General features: G+C 73.2%; 16 protein-coding genes and 1 pseudogene. 10 read left to right on the top strand and 7 right to left on the bottom strand.

Annotated elements, in window-relative coordinates:
- Positions 1–217: 217 nt before the first annotated feature.
- Complete coding sequence (locus tag ACZ7OU_RS22555) at positions 218–1,774, bottom strand: Na+/H+ antiporter (protein ID WP_470256533.1); 1,557 nt, start codon at positions 1,772–1,774, stop codon at positions 218–220.
- Between the two features lie 218 nt (positions 1,775–1,992).
- Between ACZ7OU_RS22555 and ACZ7OU_RS22550 the strand changes: the two genes are divergently transcribed.
- Complete coding sequence (locus tag ACZ7OU_RS22550; RefSeq protein ID WP_470256532.1) at positions 1,993–2,898, top strand: ABC transporter ATP-binding protein; 906 nt, start codon at positions 1,993–1,995, stop codon at positions 2,896–2,898.
- Entirely contained in the window at positions 2,895–3,665 is a 771-nt protein-coding gene (locus ACZ7OU_RS22545) for an ABC transporter permease (RefSeq protein WP_470256531.1), read from the top strand. The genes ACZ7OU_RS22550 and ACZ7OU_RS22545 overlap by 4 nt, the downstream gene beginning before the upstream one ends.
- 45 nt (positions 3,666–3,710) lie before the next feature.
- Here ACZ7OU_RS22545 and ACZ7OU_RS22540 read toward each other — a convergent pair whose 3' ends face one another.
- Positions 3,711–4,619 carry a LysR family transcriptional regulator gene (locus ACZ7OU_RS22540; protein ID WP_470256530.1) on the bottom strand — a complete coding sequence of 303 codons (909 nt, stop codon included), beginning with the start codon at positions 4,617–4,619 and terminating at the stop codon, positions 3,711–3,713.
- Positions 4,620–4,720: 101 nt separating this feature from the next.
- Between ACZ7OU_RS22540 and ACZ7OU_RS22535 the strand changes: the two genes are divergently transcribed.
- The 4 genes and pseudogenes from ACZ7OU_RS22535 (at position 4,721) to ACZ7OU_RS22520 (ending at position 8,383) form a co-directional block, all read left to right on the top strand.
- Positions 4,721–5,821, top strand: a complete 1,101-nt coding sequence (locus tag ACZ7OU_RS22535; RefSeq protein ID WP_470256529.1) for an FAD-dependent oxidoreductase — start codon at positions 4,721–4,723, stop codon at positions 5,819–5,821.
- A pseudogene (locus tag ACZ7OU_RS22530) lies at positions 5,818–7,572 on the top strand (CocE/NonD family hydrolase). The gene ACZ7OU_RS22535 and the pseudogene ACZ7OU_RS22530 overlap by 4 nt, the downstream one beginning before the upstream one ends.
- On the top strand, positions 7,569–8,045 hold the full coding sequence (locus ACZ7OU_RS22525) for a nuclear transport factor 2 family protein (RefSeq protein ID WP_470256528.1): 477 nt from the start codon (positions 7,569–7,571) through the stop codon (positions 8,043–8,045). The pseudogene ACZ7OU_RS22530 and the gene ACZ7OU_RS22525 overlap by 4 nt, the downstream one beginning before the upstream one ends.
- A 23-nt stretch (positions 8,046–8,068) precedes the next feature.
- Positions 8,069–8,383 carry an NIPSNAP family protein gene (locus ACZ7OU_RS22520; protein WP_470256527.1) on the top strand — a complete coding sequence of 105 codons (315 nt, stop codon included), beginning with the start codon at positions 8,069–8,071 and terminating at the stop codon, positions 8,381–8,383.
- 23 nt (positions 8,384–8,406) lie between these two features.
- On the opposite strand, the gene ACZ7OU_RS22515 is transcribed toward ACZ7OU_RS22520, so the two are convergent.
- Complete coding sequence (locus tag ACZ7OU_RS22515; RefSeq protein WP_470256526.1) at positions 8,407–8,787, bottom strand: hypothetical protein; 381 nt, start codon at positions 8,785–8,787, stop codon at positions 8,407–8,409.
- A 63-nt stretch (positions 8,788–8,850) separates the two neighbouring features.
- Here ACZ7OU_RS22515 and ACZ7OU_RS22510 point away from each other — a divergent pair, with 63 nt between their 5' ends.
- The 3 genes from ACZ7OU_RS22510 (at position 8,851) to ACZ7OU_RS22500 (ending at position 12,177) form a co-directional block, all read left to right on the top strand.
- A complete protein-coding gene (locus ACZ7OU_RS22510) occupies positions 8,851–9,576 on the top strand; it encodes a PP2C family protein-serine/threonine phosphatase (RefSeq protein ID WP_470256525.1) in 726 nt (241 codons plus the stop codon).
- A 94-nt stretch (positions 9,577–9,670) separates the two neighbouring features.
- Positions 9,671–10,972, top strand: a complete 1,302-nt coding sequence (locus tag ACZ7OU_RS22505) for a DUF1800 domain-containing protein (protein ID WP_470256524.1) — start codon at positions 9,671–9,673, stop codon at positions 10,970–10,972.
- A complete protein-coding gene (locus ACZ7OU_RS22500; RefSeq protein ID WP_470256523.1) occupies positions 10,969–12,177 on the top strand; it encodes a DUF1501 domain-containing protein in 1,209 nt (402 codons plus the stop codon). Before ACZ7OU_RS22505 ends, ACZ7OU_RS22500 begins: the two co-directional genes overlap by 4 nt.
- On the opposite strand, the gene ACZ7OU_RS22495 is transcribed toward ACZ7OU_RS22500, so the two are convergent.
- From ACZ7OU_RS22495 to ACZ7OU_RS22480, 4 genes are all read right to left on the bottom strand, one after another.
- On the bottom strand, positions 12,174–12,515 hold the full coding sequence (locus tag ACZ7OU_RS22495) for a hypothetical protein (protein ID WP_470256522.1): 342 nt from the start codon (positions 12,513–12,515) through the stop codon (positions 12,174–12,176). The two genes, ACZ7OU_RS22500 and ACZ7OU_RS22495, sit on opposite strands and share 4 nt — an antisense overlap.
- Before the next feature lie 167 nt (positions 12,516–12,682).
- Positions 12,683–13,987: a sensor histidine kinase gene (locus ACZ7OU_RS22490; protein WP_470256521.1), complete on the bottom strand. Its 1,305-nt coding sequence runs from the start codon at positions 13,985–13,987 to the stop codon at positions 12,683–12,685.
- Positions 13,984–14,664, bottom strand: a complete 681-nt coding sequence (locus ACZ7OU_RS22485) for a response regulator transcription factor (protein WP_470238159.1) — start codon at positions 14,662–14,664, stop codon at positions 13,984–13,986. Before ACZ7OU_RS22485 ends, ACZ7OU_RS22490 begins: the two co-directional genes overlap by 4 nt.
- A gap of 45 nt (positions 14,665–14,709) precedes the next feature.
- Positions 14,710–15,465 (bottom strand): GntR family transcriptional regulator, encoded by a 756-nt coding sequence (locus ACZ7OU_RS22480; protein ID WP_470238160.1) that lies wholly within the window; start codon positions 15,463–15,465, stop codon positions 14,710–14,712.
- A gap of 95 nt (positions 15,466–15,560) precedes the next feature.
- Here ACZ7OU_RS22480 and ACZ7OU_RS22475 point away from each other — a divergent pair, with 95 nt between their 5' ends.
- Positions 15,561–16,613 (top strand): YeiH family protein, encoded by a 1,053-nt coding sequence (locus ACZ7OU_RS22475; protein ID WP_470256520.1) that lies wholly within the window; start codon positions 15,561–15,563, stop codon positions 16,611–16,613.
- Positions 16,614–16,678 lie beyond the last annotated feature (65 nt).

Below are 16,678 nucleotides of genomic sequence, written 5' to 3'. Positions count from 1 at the left end.
CGGAACCCTCCCGGGCGTTACACGGGGAGTCCGGGATGACCGAAGTGGACCTGACGGCGACCAGGCATCGGCGGTCCTCGGCGTGGCGGCGGACGAGCTGCGCGACCGCCGGCTGTCGGCGGGTTCGCGGCGGTGGCGCTGCTGCGGCCGGCCGGCTCCTGGCCCGCCGCCCAAGACGATCTGGCGAACCGGGTCCGGCCACCGCGCTGACCCCGGCTCAGTCCTCCAGCCCGGCGTGTTCCAGGTCGAGCAGCCGCTGGATGCGCCGCCGGGTGCCGTCGGTGATCTCGCCCGCCTCGAACAGCCGCGTCAGCTCCGCCGCCTCCACGTCGATCAACTCCCGCCGCAGGGCCCGGTAGTCGATCCCGCGGACCGGGTCGGTGCCGCTCTCCTCGATGTCGGCGCGGACGCGGTCGAGCCGGGCCTGCCAGCCCGCGCGCAGCTGGTCGACCACGAACGCCGGCGCCGACTCCGTCTCGGCCAGGTGGTCCAGGTGGTCCAGCCCGGCTTCGGCGAGCCGCCGGCGCGCGGTGGCGTACTCCGTGCGCAGGTCGGCCGGGTCGAGCGCGATCCCCGCCCGCCGCACCAACGGCGCCAGCGTGAACCCCTGGACCACCAGCGTCAGCACGATCACCGCCGTCGTCAGCACCAGCACCAAGTCCCGCGCCGGCAGCGCCGAACCGTCCAAAGCAGACACCGGTAGCGACAGCGCCGCCGCCAGCGGCACCACCCCGCGCGCACCGGCCCACGACACCACCGCGGGCACCTGCCAGGAGATCCGGCCGTCCGCGCGCCGCTGGCGCAGCGCGGACAGGACGAACACCAGCAGCACCCGGGCCAGCACCAGCGTCGCCGCGATCGCCAGGGCCTGCAGCAGCCACCACGCGCCGCCACCCGCCACCCGCCGGACCAGCGTGGGCAGCTGCAGCCCGATCAGGCCGAACACGACGCTCTCCAGCAGGAACACCACGGTCTGGTACACCGCGCCGACCTGCAGCCGGATCCGCGCCGTCGTCAGCCGTTCGGCCTGGGTCCCGAGGATCACGCTCGCCACCACGACCGCGGTCACGCCCGACCCGCCGACCGACTCCGCCGCGACGTACGCCGCATACGGCGTCACCAGCGAGATCACCGTCTCCAGAACCGGGTCTTCGGTGCGCCGGCGGATGAGGAACGCCCCGAGCGCCGCCAGCACCCCGACCGCCACGCCGCCGCCGGCGAGCAGCCCGAACTCCCCCAGCGTCCGGCCCCAGGACGCGGCTCCGCCGGCGACCGCGAGGAACAACGCCACCCGGAACAGCAGCAGGCTGGTCGCGTCGTTGAACAGGCTTTCCGCCTGGATCAGCGCCTGCACCCGCGGCGGCAGCGCCAGCCGCCGCGCCAGCGCCGTCACCGCGACCGGGTCGGTGCTCGCCAGCACCGCGCCGAGCACGAACGCCATCCCGACCGGCAACGGCGTCACGGCCACCGCGATCCCGATCACCGCGGCCGCCGACAGCAGCACCAGCCCGACCGAAAGCACCGCCACCGGGCGGCCGACCGCGCGCAGGTCCCGCCACGGCAGCTCCTCCCCCGCGGCGAACAGCAACGGCGGAAGCACGACCAGGCTGATCACGTCCGGGGTCACCTGCACCGCCGGCACGCCGGGCAGCAACCCGACGACCACGCCGGCGACCACCAGCAGCGACGGCGCCGGAATGCGCAGCCGCCGCGCGAAGGTGGCCACGACGGTCGCCACGACCACCAGGAACAGTACGGTTTCGACTCCGCGCACAGCTGGTCCTCTCGATCCGGATCCCGGATGCCGACCAGACTTCCCGGCGCGCCGGGGTCAGCCTACGCGACGCGCCCACCCGTGCGGGTCGTTCCGTCGGCGCCGGCGTCCGTGACCAGGTAACGCGGGTGCGGTGCGTCGGAAGGGCGTACGCTGACCGCAGGAGTGCCGGGAAGCCTGGTCGGCGTCACGACAGTGCGCGCGAAACGAGGCTTCCCATGGTGATCGAGGCCGTCGGCCTGACCAAGACCTACCGCGACGTCCAAGCGGTGGACGAACTCGGCCTGCACGTCGAACCCGGCGAGATCTACGCCTTGCTCGGCCTCAACGGCGCCGGCAAGACGACCACCATCCGGATGCTGCTCGGCATGGTCCGGCCCACCCGCGGCCGGGTTTCCCTGCTGGGCCACCGGATCCACCCCGGCGAACACGCCGTCTGGTCCCGCGTCGGGTACCTCGTCGAGACCCCCGCCGCCTACCCTGATCTCACCGTCGCCGAGAACCTCGAGGTGATCGCCCGGCTCCGAGGGCTGCGCGACGCGAAAGCCGTTCCCGGCGTGATCGCCCGGCTCGGCCTGGAGCGCCACACCGGGCACCGCGCCCGCACGTTGTCGCTCGGCAACAAGCAGCGGCTCGGCCTGGCCAAAGCCCTCCTCCACCGGCCCGCCCTGCTGATCCTCGACGAACCCGCCAACGGCCTCGACCCCGCCGGCGTCGCCGAGATCCGGCAGCTGCTCCACGACCTCGCCCACGCCGACGGGGTGACCGTGCTGCTGTCCAGCCACCTGCTCACCGAGGTCGCCCGCCTGGCCACCCGCATCGGAGTCCTCCACCACGGACGGCTCGTCCGGGAGGGTTCCGCCGCCGACCTCGCCGGCGAGGTCCGCCCCCGCCTGGCCGTCACCGTTCACGACCCGGCCGCGGCCATCACCGCGCTGCGCGCCGCCGGCCACCCCGCCGACCCCGGAGAGGGGAGGGAACTCCTGCTCACGAGCGACCGCGCGGTGCGGAGTCCCGACGAGATCGCCACGCTTCTCGTCGCCGCCGGGTGTCCGCCCACCCGGCTCGTCGTCGAGCAGGACGACCTCGAAACCCGCTTCCTGCGCCTGGTGAGTGCGCGGTGAGGGCCGCCGCCTGGGCCGAACTGCTGAAGCTCCGCCGCTCCCGACTGCCGTGGATGACCGTGCCGGCCTTCACCGTGGCCGCCGCGTTCGGCGGGCTGGTCATGTTCATCCTGCAGGACCTGCGCCGGGCGCGCGCCCTCGGTCTGCTCGGCACCAAGGCCGCACTCACCGGCGGCACCGCCGACTGGCCCGCCTACTTCGCGCTGCTCGCCCAGATCATCGCCGTCGGCGGCGCGATGCTCTTCGGCCTGACCGTGGTGTGGGTGTTCGGCCGCGAGTTCGCCCAGGACACCGCGAAAGACCTGCTGGCCCTTCCGATCGCGCGGACCACGGTCGTCGGCGCCAAGTTCGCCGTCACCGCGATCTGGTGCCTGCTGATGACGCTGTACACCGCCGGGCTCGGCCTGGTGATCGGAACGGCGCTCGGCCTGCCCGGCTGGTCGGTCCCCGCCGTCCGCACCGGCCTGGTGACCCTGGTGCTCACCGCGGTCATGACGATCGCGCTCGTCACGCCGTTCGCGTGGGCGGCCAGCGCGGGACGGGGCTACCTGGCCGGGATCGCCGCCCTGTTCACCGCCACGTTCCTCGCCCAGGTCGTCGCCTTGCTCGGCTACGGCCCGGAATTCCCCTGGTCGGTCCCGGCTCTCTTCGCCGGCACCGCCGGCGACCCGCCCGGCCCGCTCGGCTACGCCCTCGTCGTCCTCGCCGGCGTCATCGGCATGGCCGGAACGGCCTCGTGGTGGAAGCGCGCCGACCAGGATCGCTGACGGCGATGGTGCCGAGGCCCGGGAGCGGCGCTTTCCCGGACGTGATCACGGCAGGCCCGCGGCCAGCGCCATGATCCGGCGGACGCGCTCGCGCAGCAGCGCGTGCGTGCGGTCGTGGTGGTTGCGGGGGTGCCAGGCCATGCCGAGCACCACTTCCGGGACCGGCACCGGAATCGGGATCGTGCGCAGTCCCAGCGTTTCCAGCATCGGCCGGCCCAGTCCGGCCGGGGTCACGCAGACGACGTCGGTTCCGCGGGCCACGTGCAGCGCGCCCGCGAAGCTCGGCAGTACGGCGACCACCCGGCGGCTCAGTCCCAGCTCGGCCAGCCGCTCGTCGATCGGGCCGTGCGCGCGGCCCCGGCGTGAGACGACGATGTGGTCGGCCGCGGCGAACCGCTTCGGGGTGACCGTCTTGACCTTCGCCAGCGGGTGTTCCGGGCGGATCGCGCCGACGAGTGTTTCGGTCACGAGTGTCTCCGAGTGGATTTCGGGATCGCCCGGGCGCGGTGTCCCGATTTCGAGGTCCACGAGCCCTTCGCGCAGCGCCGGGGTGTCCTGGAGGCTTTCCGGCCGCAACCGCAAGGAGATCCCCGGTGCCTGGCTCCGCAGGTCGTCGATGAGGGCCGGGATGAACGTCGTGGACAGCATGTCGGTCACCTGCAGGTCGAACACCCGCACCGCGGTACGCGGGTCGGTGGCGGCCGACGGGCCGAACAGCGCGCGGGCCCGGGCGGCGACCGCGTGCACCTCCCCGCGCAGTTCCAGCGCTCGCGGGGTCGGCACGAGATCGCGGCCGGCCCGGACGAGCAGCGGATCGTCGAACGCGCGCCGCAGCCGGGCGAGCGTGCGGCTCATCGCCGGTGCCGACGTGTGCAGGCGCGCCGCTGCCTTCGTCACGCTGCTTTCGGTGAGCAGGGCGTCCAGCGCCTCGATGAGGTTCAGGTCGTGGTCCACCGGCCGATTATCACAGGTGGAATGAGTCCGTACCAACGTTGCACTGGAGTTAACCGGCGGCCGTCCTTAACGTCGAGTTCAGACGACGAAGGAGGACGGCGATGCGAGCAGTGGTGATCGGCGGCGGGATCGTGGGCCTGGCGAGCGGTCTCGCCTTGCGCCGCAAGGGAATCGACGTGGTGGTCTACGAGCGGGCGCCGGAAATCCGCGCGGCCGGGGCCGGACTGGGGCTGTGGGCCAACGCGCTGGCCGTGTTCGACGACCTCGGCATCGGCGATCAGGTACGCGCCATCGGCCGACCCGGGGAGATGTACTTCCACGACACGGCCGGGCGGCTGCTCGAGACGCCGGAGTTCGGGATCGAGGACCACCGGTTCCTGCTGGTGCACCGGGCGAAGCTCACCGACCTGCTCGCCGACGCCGTCGGCCGCGACGACATCCACCTCGCCACCGGGTTCGCCGCGTACGACGAGCACGCGGACCGCGTCATCGTCCGGTTGACCGATGGCAGCGAGGAAACCGCCGACGTGCTCGTCGGGGCGGATGGCGCGTACTCCGCGGTGCGCGCGCAGCTGGTGCCGGGGACGCCGGCGCGGGAGCACCCCGGGCACCACGCGTGGCGCGCGGTGCTCCCGGATCCGGGGCTCGCCGTGACCGGGAACCGGCTGGTCCTGGGCCGCGAACGCTGCCGCGGCGGGTACGTCCGCACCTACGACGGCGGCGTCTACTGGCTGGTGAACCAGTTCGACACGCCGGAGCTGACCGGCACCCTCAAGGAGCAGGCCCTGGCCCGGGCCGCGCACCTGGACGACGGCGACGTGCTCACCGAGCTCATCCGCGCCACGCCCGAGGACCTGATCCTGCACAACCGGATCATGCTCGTGCCACCGTTGCCGCACTGGGCTTCCGGGCGCGTCGTGCTCGCCGGGGACGCGGCCCACGCGATGTCACCGCACATCACGGCCGGCGCGACGCTGGGCATCGAGGACGCCGCACTGCTCGGCCACCTCCTTTCCCCCACCGGCGACGTGCCCGCGGCGCTGGCCGCCTACGAAGCGGACCGCATCCCGCGGTACGCCCGTGCCGCGGAACTCTCGGCGGCCGTCGAGCATTCCCCCACGCCGCAGGAGTTCGCGCGGCACTACGCCGCGTTCAGCCACTGGATGCTCACCTCGTCCGCCGGGAACCCGGTGACGGCATGACGTTCACGGTGGAGGTGGACGTGCCGGTGCCGATGCGCGACGGCGTCGTGCTCGCCACCAACGTGTGGCTCCCGGACGGGCCCGGACCGTTCCCGGCGTTGCTGGTCCGCACTCCCTACGGCAAGGATGACGCCGGGCTGTACGGCAACCCGAAGCTCCCCGACGTGTTCGCCCTCGTCGGCGCCGGGTACGCCGTGGTGGCGCAGGACGTCCGGGGCACGTCCCGGTCCCCCGGGACGTTCGTGCCGCACACCTGCGAAGGCCCGGACAGCGTCGACACCCTCGCCTGGCTGACCGCCCAGCCGTGGTGCGACGGCGCGATCGGCATGTGGGGCGGGTCGTACATGGGGTTCAGCCAGTGGCAGGCCGCGGCGCACGACGTTCCGGCGCTGCGGGCGATCGCACCGGTGATGAGCTCGGCCGACCCGTACGCGGCGCCGTGGCGCTCCCCCGGCGGCGCGCTGTCCCAGGACGCGGTCCTGACCTGGGGCACGCTCTCGGCGTTGCGCAACAACCTGCGGCACGGGCTCGGCGACGCCGGAGCGCTGCTGTCCGGCTTGGCCGACCCGCGGTCGCTGCACGAGCCGTTGCCGATCGCCGAGCGCGCCGCGGTGACCCGCTCCCTGCCCTGGCTTGGCGACGTGCTCGACCACCCGGAGCGCGACGCCTTCTGGCGGGAGATCGCCGCGATCGACCACTGTGGACGGATCACCGTGCCGGCGCTCCACATCGGAGGGTAGTACGACGTGTTCGTCCGCGAAACCGTGCGGTCGTACACCACGATGCGCCGCGGCGGCGGCAGTGCCGCCGCCCGCGACGGTCAGCGGCTGGTCATCGGCCCCTGGTCCCACGCCGACGGGACCGACCTCGGCACGTACCCCGACCGGTCGTTCGGGCTCGCCGGCAGCATCAAGACCGCCGGCATCACCGAAGCGCACCTGCGGTTCTTCGACCGCTGGGTCCGCGGCCGGAGCGAGCCTCCCGACGACACCCACCGGGTCCGGATCTTCGTGATGGGGGCCGACGAGTGGCGCGACGAGCCGGACTGGCCGCTGCCGGACACCCGGTACACCGGCTTCTTCCTCGACGGCGGCGGGCGGGCCAACACCGCCGGCGGTGACGGCGTCCTGAACTCGGACGTCCCGGCCGAGGACGCGACGGACACGTTTCGCTACGACCCGCGTGATCCGGTGCCCAGCCTGGGCGGCACCGTGCTCGCCGCCGCGCCGGGTACCTACCCCGGACCGGCCGACCAGGCCGCGGTCGAAGCGCGCGAGGACGTCCTGTGCTTCACGAGTCCCGTCCTCGAGCGTCCCGTCGAGGTCACCGGGCACGTCTCGCTGGTGCTGCACATCCGATCGTCCACACCGGACACCGACTTCACCGGCAAGCTCGTCGACGTGCACCCCGACGGCCGGGCGATCCTGCTGTGCGAAGGCATCCAACGCGTCCGCTACCGCGATTCCCTCATCGAACCCGCGCTCCTGGCGCCGGGCACGGACGCCGAGCTCACCCTCGACCTGGGCGTCACCGCGAACGTCTTCCGGCCCGGGCACCGCATCCGGCTGGAAGTCTCCAGCAGCAACTTCCCCCGCTACGACCGCAACACCAACACCGGCGCGACGATCGCCACCGACGGCGCGGACGACGCGGTGGTCGCCGTCAACCACGTCCACCACGGACCCGCGCACCCCAGCCGGCTGTTCCTTCCGCTGATCGACCGGCCCACCCCCGAAGAGGATCGACCATGAGCGCACTACAGGATCTTCTCGATCGCGCGGCCATCGCCGACGTCGTCGCCGGTCTCGCCCACGCCCAGGACGACCGGGACTGGACGGCCCTGCAGCGGCTGTTCGCCGACGAGGTGGTGGTGGATCTGTCGACCCACCACCACGGCAGACCGCCGACGACGATGGCCGCCGCGGAGCTGGTCGAGCTGGCCCGCGCGACCCTGGAGGGTTTCGACAGCACCCACCACGTCGCCACGGACCTCGTCGTACGGCGGTCCGGCGACGACGCCACGTGCCGCGCGCAGGTGGTCGCCTACCACCACGTCCCCGCCGACCCCGGCGTCGTCGACCACTGCACGATGCGCGGCCGCTGGGAGCTGCGGCTGCGCGAGCGCGACGGGCAGTGGCTCATCCACCACTGGACCGTCCTGCGCACCGCACCGTGGGACGGCTCCCCGGACGTCTACGCACTCGCCGCCGCACGCCGCGCTTGACCGCCACCCGAGGAGTACCGCCGATGTTCTACGAGATCCGCACCGAGCACGCCCGCCCCGGCCGGGGCGCCGAACTGGCCCGCTACCTGGACGAGACCGTCATCCCGCTGCACCAGGAACACGAGATGAGCGTGGTGGGCTCGTTCACCGTGACCGGCGACGAGGAAGCTGTCGTCTGGATCAGGCGCTTCGAAGACGACGCCGACCGCGAACGCATCCTGAACGCCGTCCACCGCGATCCCCGGTGCGCGGCCCTGGCCGAGACCGTCGCCGCGCTGACGGGGGAACCCGCGTCGACGGTACGCCTGGCCCCGACGGCCGGATCCCTGCTCCGCTGACCGTCGGCGACGGCGAGTCCGCCTCAGCCGGGGCGCTTCCCGTAGTACGGCCGGACCACCTTCCCCAGCTTCCGCTGGACGCTCCGCAGCACACCGATCGTCGCCCCGTCGTCGAACCCGGTCGTCGTCGGCCACTCGAAGCCGGTGCCCGCCAGATCGCTGACGAAGACGATCTCCGTCGCGATCAGCACCCGTGCCCAGTCCGCCGGGGTCAGCGGGGTCCCCGCCCGCAGCGCGTCGCGCAGCCGCCGGCATTGGGCGACCAGGTCGGCGAAGCCCGCGAACCCCATGCCGACCGCCAGCTCGTCACTGCACCGGGCCGGGCCGCCCCACTCCAGCAGCGCCCGCTCCAGCAGCGCGATCTCGTCCGGGGCGAGCACGTCGCCCGCCGTCACCGGTGTCACGTCGATCCCTCCCCTTGGGTCGTCCTCCGGACAAGCCGACGACCGGCTGGCATCCTTGTCAGGGTGACCGACTTCGCGTTCCGTGCCGCTGCCGGCAGTGTCGTCGGCCGACGGTACTCGGACAATTTCGACGTCGTCCACCTGACACAGGAACCCTTGCTCGCGGTCGTGGCCGACGGCATGGGCGACGGGGAAGGCAGCCGCACTGCCGGCCGCACCACCGTCGGCGTCTTCATCGACCGAATCCGCACAGCCGGCGACACCCTCGACGCCGCGACACTCCGGGCCGCTGTCGCCGAAGCCCAAGTGCAGGTCGGCGCGGCCGGCCGGCGGATCGGCGAGCTGACCGGCTGCACCCTGACCGCGCTGGCAGCGTCCCCGGCCGGACTGTGGCTGGTGCAGATCGGCGACTCCCGCGGCTACCGCCTCCGAGACGGATTGCTGGAGCAACTGACCGTCGACCACACCATGGCCTGGCTCGGCGCCATCAACGGCTGGTACCCGTTCGACTCACCCGAAGCCCACTCCGCCCGCTACCAGCTGACCCGGTATATCGGGCACAGCGCGCACCCCGAACCGGACGTGCTCAACATCGCCCCGCGCCCCGGTGACGTCCTCCTGCTGTGCAGCGACGGCCTCACCGACCAGGTCCCGTACGCCCGGATCAGCGAAGTCCTCCAGTGGACGGCCACCCCGGACCGGCAGGTGCGCCAGCTGCTCGCCGACACCGAAAAGGCAGGTGGCGACGACAACGCCACCGCCGTGATCGTCCACGTGACCCCAGAGTGAGCGCACAACCGAAGACGACGCCGTAGCTGTGGATCGGCTTAAGGACCGCTCCGACCGGTCGCGTCGGTGCGCTCCCGCGTCCACCATCGAATGCATGGTGGTGCTTTCCGAACGAGCGGCCGTCCGGCGGCTGCACGACCGCCTCGGCTTCGGGCCGCGGCCCGGCGACCTCGACCGCGGGTTCGCCGAAACCCGTGACCGGCTGCTGGGTGCCGGGCCGGACGCCGGTGCGGCCGCGACGCCGATGCCCGATCCCGGTCCGCCGCCGGACAAACCCGGCAAGAACGCCGACCCGGCGGCGAAGCAGCAGGCCCGCAAGCAGACCCAGGCCCAGGCCACGCAGGCCGTGAGCTGGTGGCTGGACCGGATGGCGGCCACCGACCTCGCCTCCGTGGAACGGCTGACCTGGTTCTGGCACGGCCACTTCGCCACCAGCGAGCAGAAGGTCCGCAGCCCGCGGCTGATGCTCGCCCAGAACCGGACCCAGCGCGAACACGCCCTCGGCAGCTTCACCGACCTCGCTCGCGCCATGGTCGTCGACCCCGCGATGCTGCTGTGGCTGGACGGCAACAGCAACAAGGCGGGCAAACCCAACGAGAACCTCTCCCGCGAGTTCATGGAGCTGTTCACCCTCGGCGTCGGGCACTACACCGAAGACGACGTCCGCGAGGCCGCCCGCGCGCTCACCGGCTGGACCGCCAAGCGCGACGCCACCGGCGCGCAACTGGTCGCCAAGCGGCACGACGACGGTGTCAAGCACGTCCTCGGCACCGACGGTGACTACGACGCGGAGTCCTTTGTGGACCTGGTGTTGAGCCGGCCGGAATCGGCGCCGTTCGTCGCCGGCCGCGTCTGGTTCCGGCTGGTGTCCGCGACCCCGCCGCCGGCCGACGTGCTCAACCGCCTGGTCGCCGCCTACGGGAGCCGCCGCGACATCCGCGCGCTGCTGCACGCGATCACCGACGAAGCCGCTTTCCACGACAGCGCGACTTCGCTGGTCAAGCAGCCCGTCGAATGGCTGGCCGGGCTGCTGCGCGCTCTGGGGGTACGGCCGGCGAAGCTCGAGGACAAGACCCGGACCCAGCTGCTGGCGGCGTTGCGCGGAATGGGCCAGGTGCCGTTCCAGCCACCCAGTGTCGGCGGCTGGGCGGCCGGCGGGGCCTGGCTGACGACGTCGGCGGGCGTGGCCCGCCTGCACGCGGCCCAGCTGGTCGCCGAGCACGCCGACCTCGGCGCGGTGGCGAAGGCGCGGGACAAGACCGCGGCGATCGGCGACCTGCTCGGCGTCGACGCGTGGTCGGACCGGACCCGCACCGCGCTGGCCGGCGTCGGCGGCAACGTCCGTCAACTGTCCACAGTGGCCGCTTGCGCCCCCGAATACGTAGTGAGCGGGTGACGATCGTGCAGAAGGTGAACCGCCGCCGGTTCCTCACCGCGACCGGCGTGACGGCCGCCGCGGCCCTGGCCGCCGGCGCCACGCAGGTCGACTGGGGCCAGCTGCTGTCGGCCGCGCAGGAGAACCCGCTGGACCCGGACGCGGGCGTGCTCGTGGTCGTCACCCTCTACGGCGGCAACGACGGCCTCAACACCGTCGTCCCGGCGGGCGACCCGGCGTACCGGAACGCGCGCTCGGAACTGGCGTACAAGCCGGAAGAGGTGCTCGACCTCGGCGAGGGCCTCGGGCTGAACCCGGGGATGAAGGGGTTCAAGGGCCTCTGGGACAGCCGGCAGCTCGCCGTGCTGCGCGGCGTCGGCTACCCGAAGCCCGACCACAGCCACTTCCGGTCGATGGCGATCTGGCAGACGGCGTCGCCGGAGACGTCCGTGCCGACCGGCTGGCTCGGCCGCTGGCTGGACGCCACCGGCGACGACCCGCTGCGCGCGGTGTCGGTCGACCCGGTGCTGCCGCCGTTGCTCGCCGGGGAGCGGACCGCGGCGGCGTCGCTGCCGGTGGGCGGGCTGAAGCTCCCGGAAGGCGCGCTGGGCAAGGCGTTCGCCGACCTCGGGGCCGCCCAGCCGGGCGAGGGGTTCTGGCAGGCGCGCGCGGCACGGTCGGTCACCGACCTGCACCGGGCCGTGCAGACCCTGGGCAAGCCCGGCGACGCCGGGAAGAAGGCGAAGGGCGAGCTGGCGGCCCAGCTGGACGTCGTCGCCGGGCTGATCGAGGCGGGCGTGCCGACGCGGGCGTATTCGGTGTCGCTGGGCGGTTTCGACACACACGCCGACGAGCGCGGCACCCAGCAGCGGCTGCTGACCGAGCTGGACGGCGCGCTGACGCCGTTCGTCCAGCGGCTGGCGAAGTCCGACCGCGGCAAGCAGGCCACGGTGCTGGTGTATTCGGAGTTCGGCAGGCGGGTCGCGGCGAACGCGAGCCAGGGCACCGACCACGGCACAGCGGGCCCGGTGTTCGTCCTCGGCCCCCGCGTGAAGGGCGGCTTCCACGGCGCCGAGCCGAGCTTGACCGACCTGGACGACGGCGACCTGAAGCTGTCGACGGACTTCCGCGACGTGTACGCGACCTTGGTGGAGGACGTCCTCGGCACCGACGCGGGCAAGGTGCTCCCCGGCCACAGTGGACGGATCGCCGGCCTGTTCGCCTAGGCGTTGTCGGGCGCTGCTGTCTCCTTCGCTGCCCGATCTCCGTCTTGCTGGTTCCAGGACGTGGAGCGCCTCTGCAGCGTTCGGCGCGCCGCACGAATAGACCTGGAATATTTGATGGGCCGATACCGACTGAGATCCAGCACCGCTTTCGCGACCAAAGCACTGGCAATGAGGTCCAGCGCGTACTTTTTGAACCCTGATACAACCGGTTCGAGCAGAGACGGCTCAAGATCGCGATGGCCGTCCTTCTCGAGATCCGCCCGGAACCCGTCGAGAATTTCGAGATGATCATCCATGCCGTCGAGTGCGCCGGCGATCAGGATGGCGGCCTCCTTCAAGACGGCAGCCTGTCGTTTCCGAGTTCCGGAGAAACTTACAATGACTGCGAGCGTGGCCGAGAGCTTGATCCTCTTTTTCGCCGCGGTGATGATGCGGTCTTTTCGTCTCTCGAGGTACGGCTTCGTAGACCTCCGCCGACACGGATGAACCGCTTGCGGAAACAATCCTAAGCCGGCTGCAGGCCGGTCAACCGGAACCGCGCTCCCCCGCCCGGCGCGGCCTCGCACCACAGGTCGCCGCCGTGGGCGCGGGCGAAGCCGCGGGCGATCGGCAACCCCAGGCCCGAGCCGCCCTGCTCGCGCGCCGCGTCCAGGCGGACCAGGCGGTCGAAGATGCGCTCGCGCTCCGGGCCCGGTACGCCCGGTCCCGTGTCGGTCACCGTGAACCCGTCGGCGGTGACCTCCACGGTGAGCGTGCCCCGGCCGGCCATCGCGCGGACCGCGTTGCCGGCCAGGTTGGCCAAGATCTGCGTCAGCCGCGCCCGGTCGCCCACCACGACCGTGTCCGGCCCGGTGATCTCGACCGTCACGTCCGGGGTGGTCAGCCGCAGCTGCTCGGCCTGCGCGGCCGCCAGCTCGCGCAGCGCGACCGGCGTCCGGTCGAGGTCGGCGCCCGCGTCCAGCCGCGCCAGGTCGAGCAGGTCGGCGACGAGCCGGCCGGCCCGCTGGGACTCGCGGACCACCAGCAGCTGCAGCCGTTCCCGCTGCTCCTGGGGCGTGTCCGGCGGCTGCTGCAGCAACGCCTCGGCCGCCGCCTGCACGCCGGCCAGCGGCGTGCGCAGCTCGTGGGCCGCGTCGGCGACGAACCGCCGGGTCCGCTCCTCCGACGCGCGCGCCGCCTGCTCCGCGCCCTCGAGGGCGTCCAGCGCGGAGTCGAACGCCGCCGCCGCGCGGCCCAGCTCGGTGCCGGGCTTCTCCGGGGCGAGCCGGCCGCCCCGGCCGCCGGAGACGATCGAGCGGGCCAGCCGCGTCATGGCGTCCAGCGGCGCGAGCGCGAACCGGACGGCCAGCAGCAGCGCGACCGCGGCGACGACCAGCGCGCCGACGCCGGTGGCCAGCAGCACCCACCTCAGGCTCTGCTCGGCCGCGGCGATCAGGGACTCGTCCGCGGTGAGCGTCAGCTTCGCGCCGTTGATCCGCGCCGGTCCGGACAACGTCGCCCGCACCTGGCGGATCCGGGCGTCCGCCGGCAGGCCGGGGCCGCCGAGGACCGTGCCGTCGGGCAGGGTCAGCGAGCCCTGGACCCCGCGCGTTTCGACGCGCCGCAGCAGGTTCTGCGGGGCCGTGTTCTGCTTGGCCAGCTGCTGCGCCAGCTGGACGCGGGCGGTGAGCACCGCGTTGACGTCCCGCTCCGCCTGCGCGCGGAACACCGTGTCCACGACCAGGCCGACGGCGACCAGCACCACCGCGAGCACCACCAGCACGGTGACGGTGACCCGACGGCGCAGCGACGCCGTCCGCAGCCCGCTCACGCCTCACCGCGCAGCACGTACCCCTGCCCGCGCACGGTGTGCAGCACGCGCGGGCCGTGCGCTTCGAGCTTGCGGCGCAGCGTGCTGACGTTGACCTCGACGAGGTTGGGCGCCAGTTCGCCGTAGCCCCAGACGGCCGTGAGCACCTGCGTCTTGGACACCACGCGGTCGCGGTGCCGGGCGAAGTACAGCAGCACCTTCCACTCGGTGGCGGTCAGCTCGACGTCGGTGCCGTCGTAGCGGGCGCGGCCGCCTTCGACGTCGATCACGAGGCCGCCGACCTCCACGGCCGGCCGGGTGCGCCCGGTCCGGCGCAGCACCGCCGTCACCCGCGCGACCAGTTCGGCGAGGACGAACGGCTTCACGACGTAGTCGTCGGCGCCCTCGCCGAGTCCGCGCAGCCGGTCCTCGACGCCGTCTCGCGCGGTCAGCATCACCACCCCGGCCGCCGACGCGCGCCGGATCACCCGCAGCAGCTCGAACCCGTCCCGGCCGGGCAGCATGACGTCCAGCACGACCAGGTCCGGGCGGGCGCGGGCGAACTCCGCCTCCAGCCCGGTGCCGTCGGGCAGCGAACGGACCGTGAACCCCGCGCCGGCCAAAGCGGACTCGACGGGCACCCGGATCGCTTCCGCGTCCTCGATCACCAGGATGCGCGGCGGGGTCGGGTCGTCCACCCGGCCAGCTTAGAGGCGGCCGGGGCGCCTCGCGGGACGTCTCGCTCAGGCGCGTCCGAGCAGCCGGTAGCCCGCCGCCGAGAACTCCGCGGTGAGCGCGAACCGGTCGCCGCGGACGAGGGTGTGGCGCCACTCCACCGGGCGGCCGCGGGCGTGGCTCAGCCGGTTGATCGCGAACGCCGCGACGTCGTGCGCGCACGCGAGCTGGACGCGTTCGGCCGCGGTCGGGATGACCGCGCGCACCTCTTCCCGGCCGTGGTCCAGCTTGACCCCGGTTCGGCGGGCCAGTTCGGCGTAGAGACCGGTGTGGGAGAAGTCCGCCCGCAGCAACGGTTTCGCCAGATCCGCCGGGAGCCAGACCCGGTCGAGGGCGAGCGGTTCGTCCCCGGCGAGGCGGAGCCGCTCGAGGTAGACCAGAGGGGTGGACGATTCCAGGTCGAGGCGTTCGGCCACGAGGGCGTCGGCGCGGACGTCGAAAGTGCGCACGACGCTGTGCTGCGGCAGGCCGGCGGCCTCCACCGACGCGAAGAGGCTGTAGAGCGCGCCCATCGGCTGGGCGATCTCGGCCGGCGGGGCCACGCGTGGCTGCCGGCCGCGCTCGGCCACGATCACGCCGTCCGCGCGCAGCTGCCGCAGGGCCTGCCGGACCGTGTGCCTGCTCACGCCGTACTCGTCGACCAGCGCGAGCTCGCCCGGGAACCGGTCGGCGAACTCGCCCGCGTCGAGCCTGGTCAGCAGCTCGCGCTGCAGCTGGCGCCAGAGCGGCTCGGTATCCGAGCGGCTGAGCGTCCGCGGCGGCATGGTCCCTCCCGGCTGTCGCGCCCGACCCTACCCATGGCCAAATGTCCGAACATCATCTACTTTGATTGTACGTACATTTACCCGTGGAGGAGCCGGTGACCACATTCCGGGACGCGCCCGCCGAGACGCCGGCGCCGCCGGCCCGCGGGACTCGGGCGCTGCCGGGCTTGCTGGTCGCCGTCGCCGTCGCGGCCGTCGCGACCGGGCTCGGCGAGCTGGTCCCGGTCGTCGGCGGCCCGGTGTTCGGCATCGTGCTCGGCGCTGTCGCCGGCGCCGTGGTCCCCGGCTTGCGGGGCGAGCGGTGGGCGCCGGGCTACGCCGTGGCGGCCAAACCCGTGCTCCAGGCGTCGATCGTGGTCCTCGGCACCGGCCTGTCCCTGACGCAGGTGCTGCGGGTCGGCGGGGAGTCGCTGCCGGTCATGCTCGGCACGCTGGCGGTCGCCCTCGGCGGCGCGTGGCTGCTGGGCCGGTGGCTCGGCGTCCGCGGCGACACGCAGACCCTGATCGGCGTCGGCACCGGGATCTGCGGCGCGTCCGCGATCGCGGCCACCACCGCGGTCATCAAGCCGCGGCAGGCGGAAGTCGCCTACGCCATCGGCACGATCTTCACCTTCAACATCGCCGCCGTGCTGCTCTTCCCGCCGCTCGGGCACCTGCTCGACCTGGACGCGCACGCGTTCGGCCTCTGGGCGGGCACGGCGATCAACGACACGTCGTCGGTGGTCGCGGCGTCCTACGCCTACGGCGGCGACGCGGGGTCCTACGGCCTGGTCGTCAAGCTGACCCGCACCCTGACGCTGATCCCGATCGTCATGGTCCTGGCCGTGCTGAAGGCCCGCCGCGAGGCGGGGCGGCCGGGTTCCGGCGTCCCCGCGCTGCCGTGGCGGAAGATCGTCCCGCTGTTCCTGCTGGGTTTCCTCGCCGCGGCCGCGCTGAACAGCCTCGGTGTCGTCCCCGCGTCGTGGCACCCCGCCCTGTCGGCGCTGGGCGCTTTCCTCATCACGACGGCGCTGGCCGGCATCGGGCTTTCGACGCGCCTGGCCGACATGCGCCGGGCGGGGCCCCGTCCCCTGCTGCTGGGCGGCCTGCTCTGGCTCGCCGTCGCGGCGGCGAGCCTCGGCCTCCAGGCGTTGACCGGGGCCCTCTGACCGGGACCCTCTGACCGGCAGCCCGCTCAGCGGCTCGTCGTCGCCGGTGGCGGCGACCCCGCTGA

The sequence above is a fragment of the Amycolatopsis sp. NPDC114505 genome, from assembly GCF_055633615.1.
The sequence above is the reverse complement of the archived record's forward strand: the minus strand, read 5'-3'. Positions and strand labels throughout refer to the sequence as shown.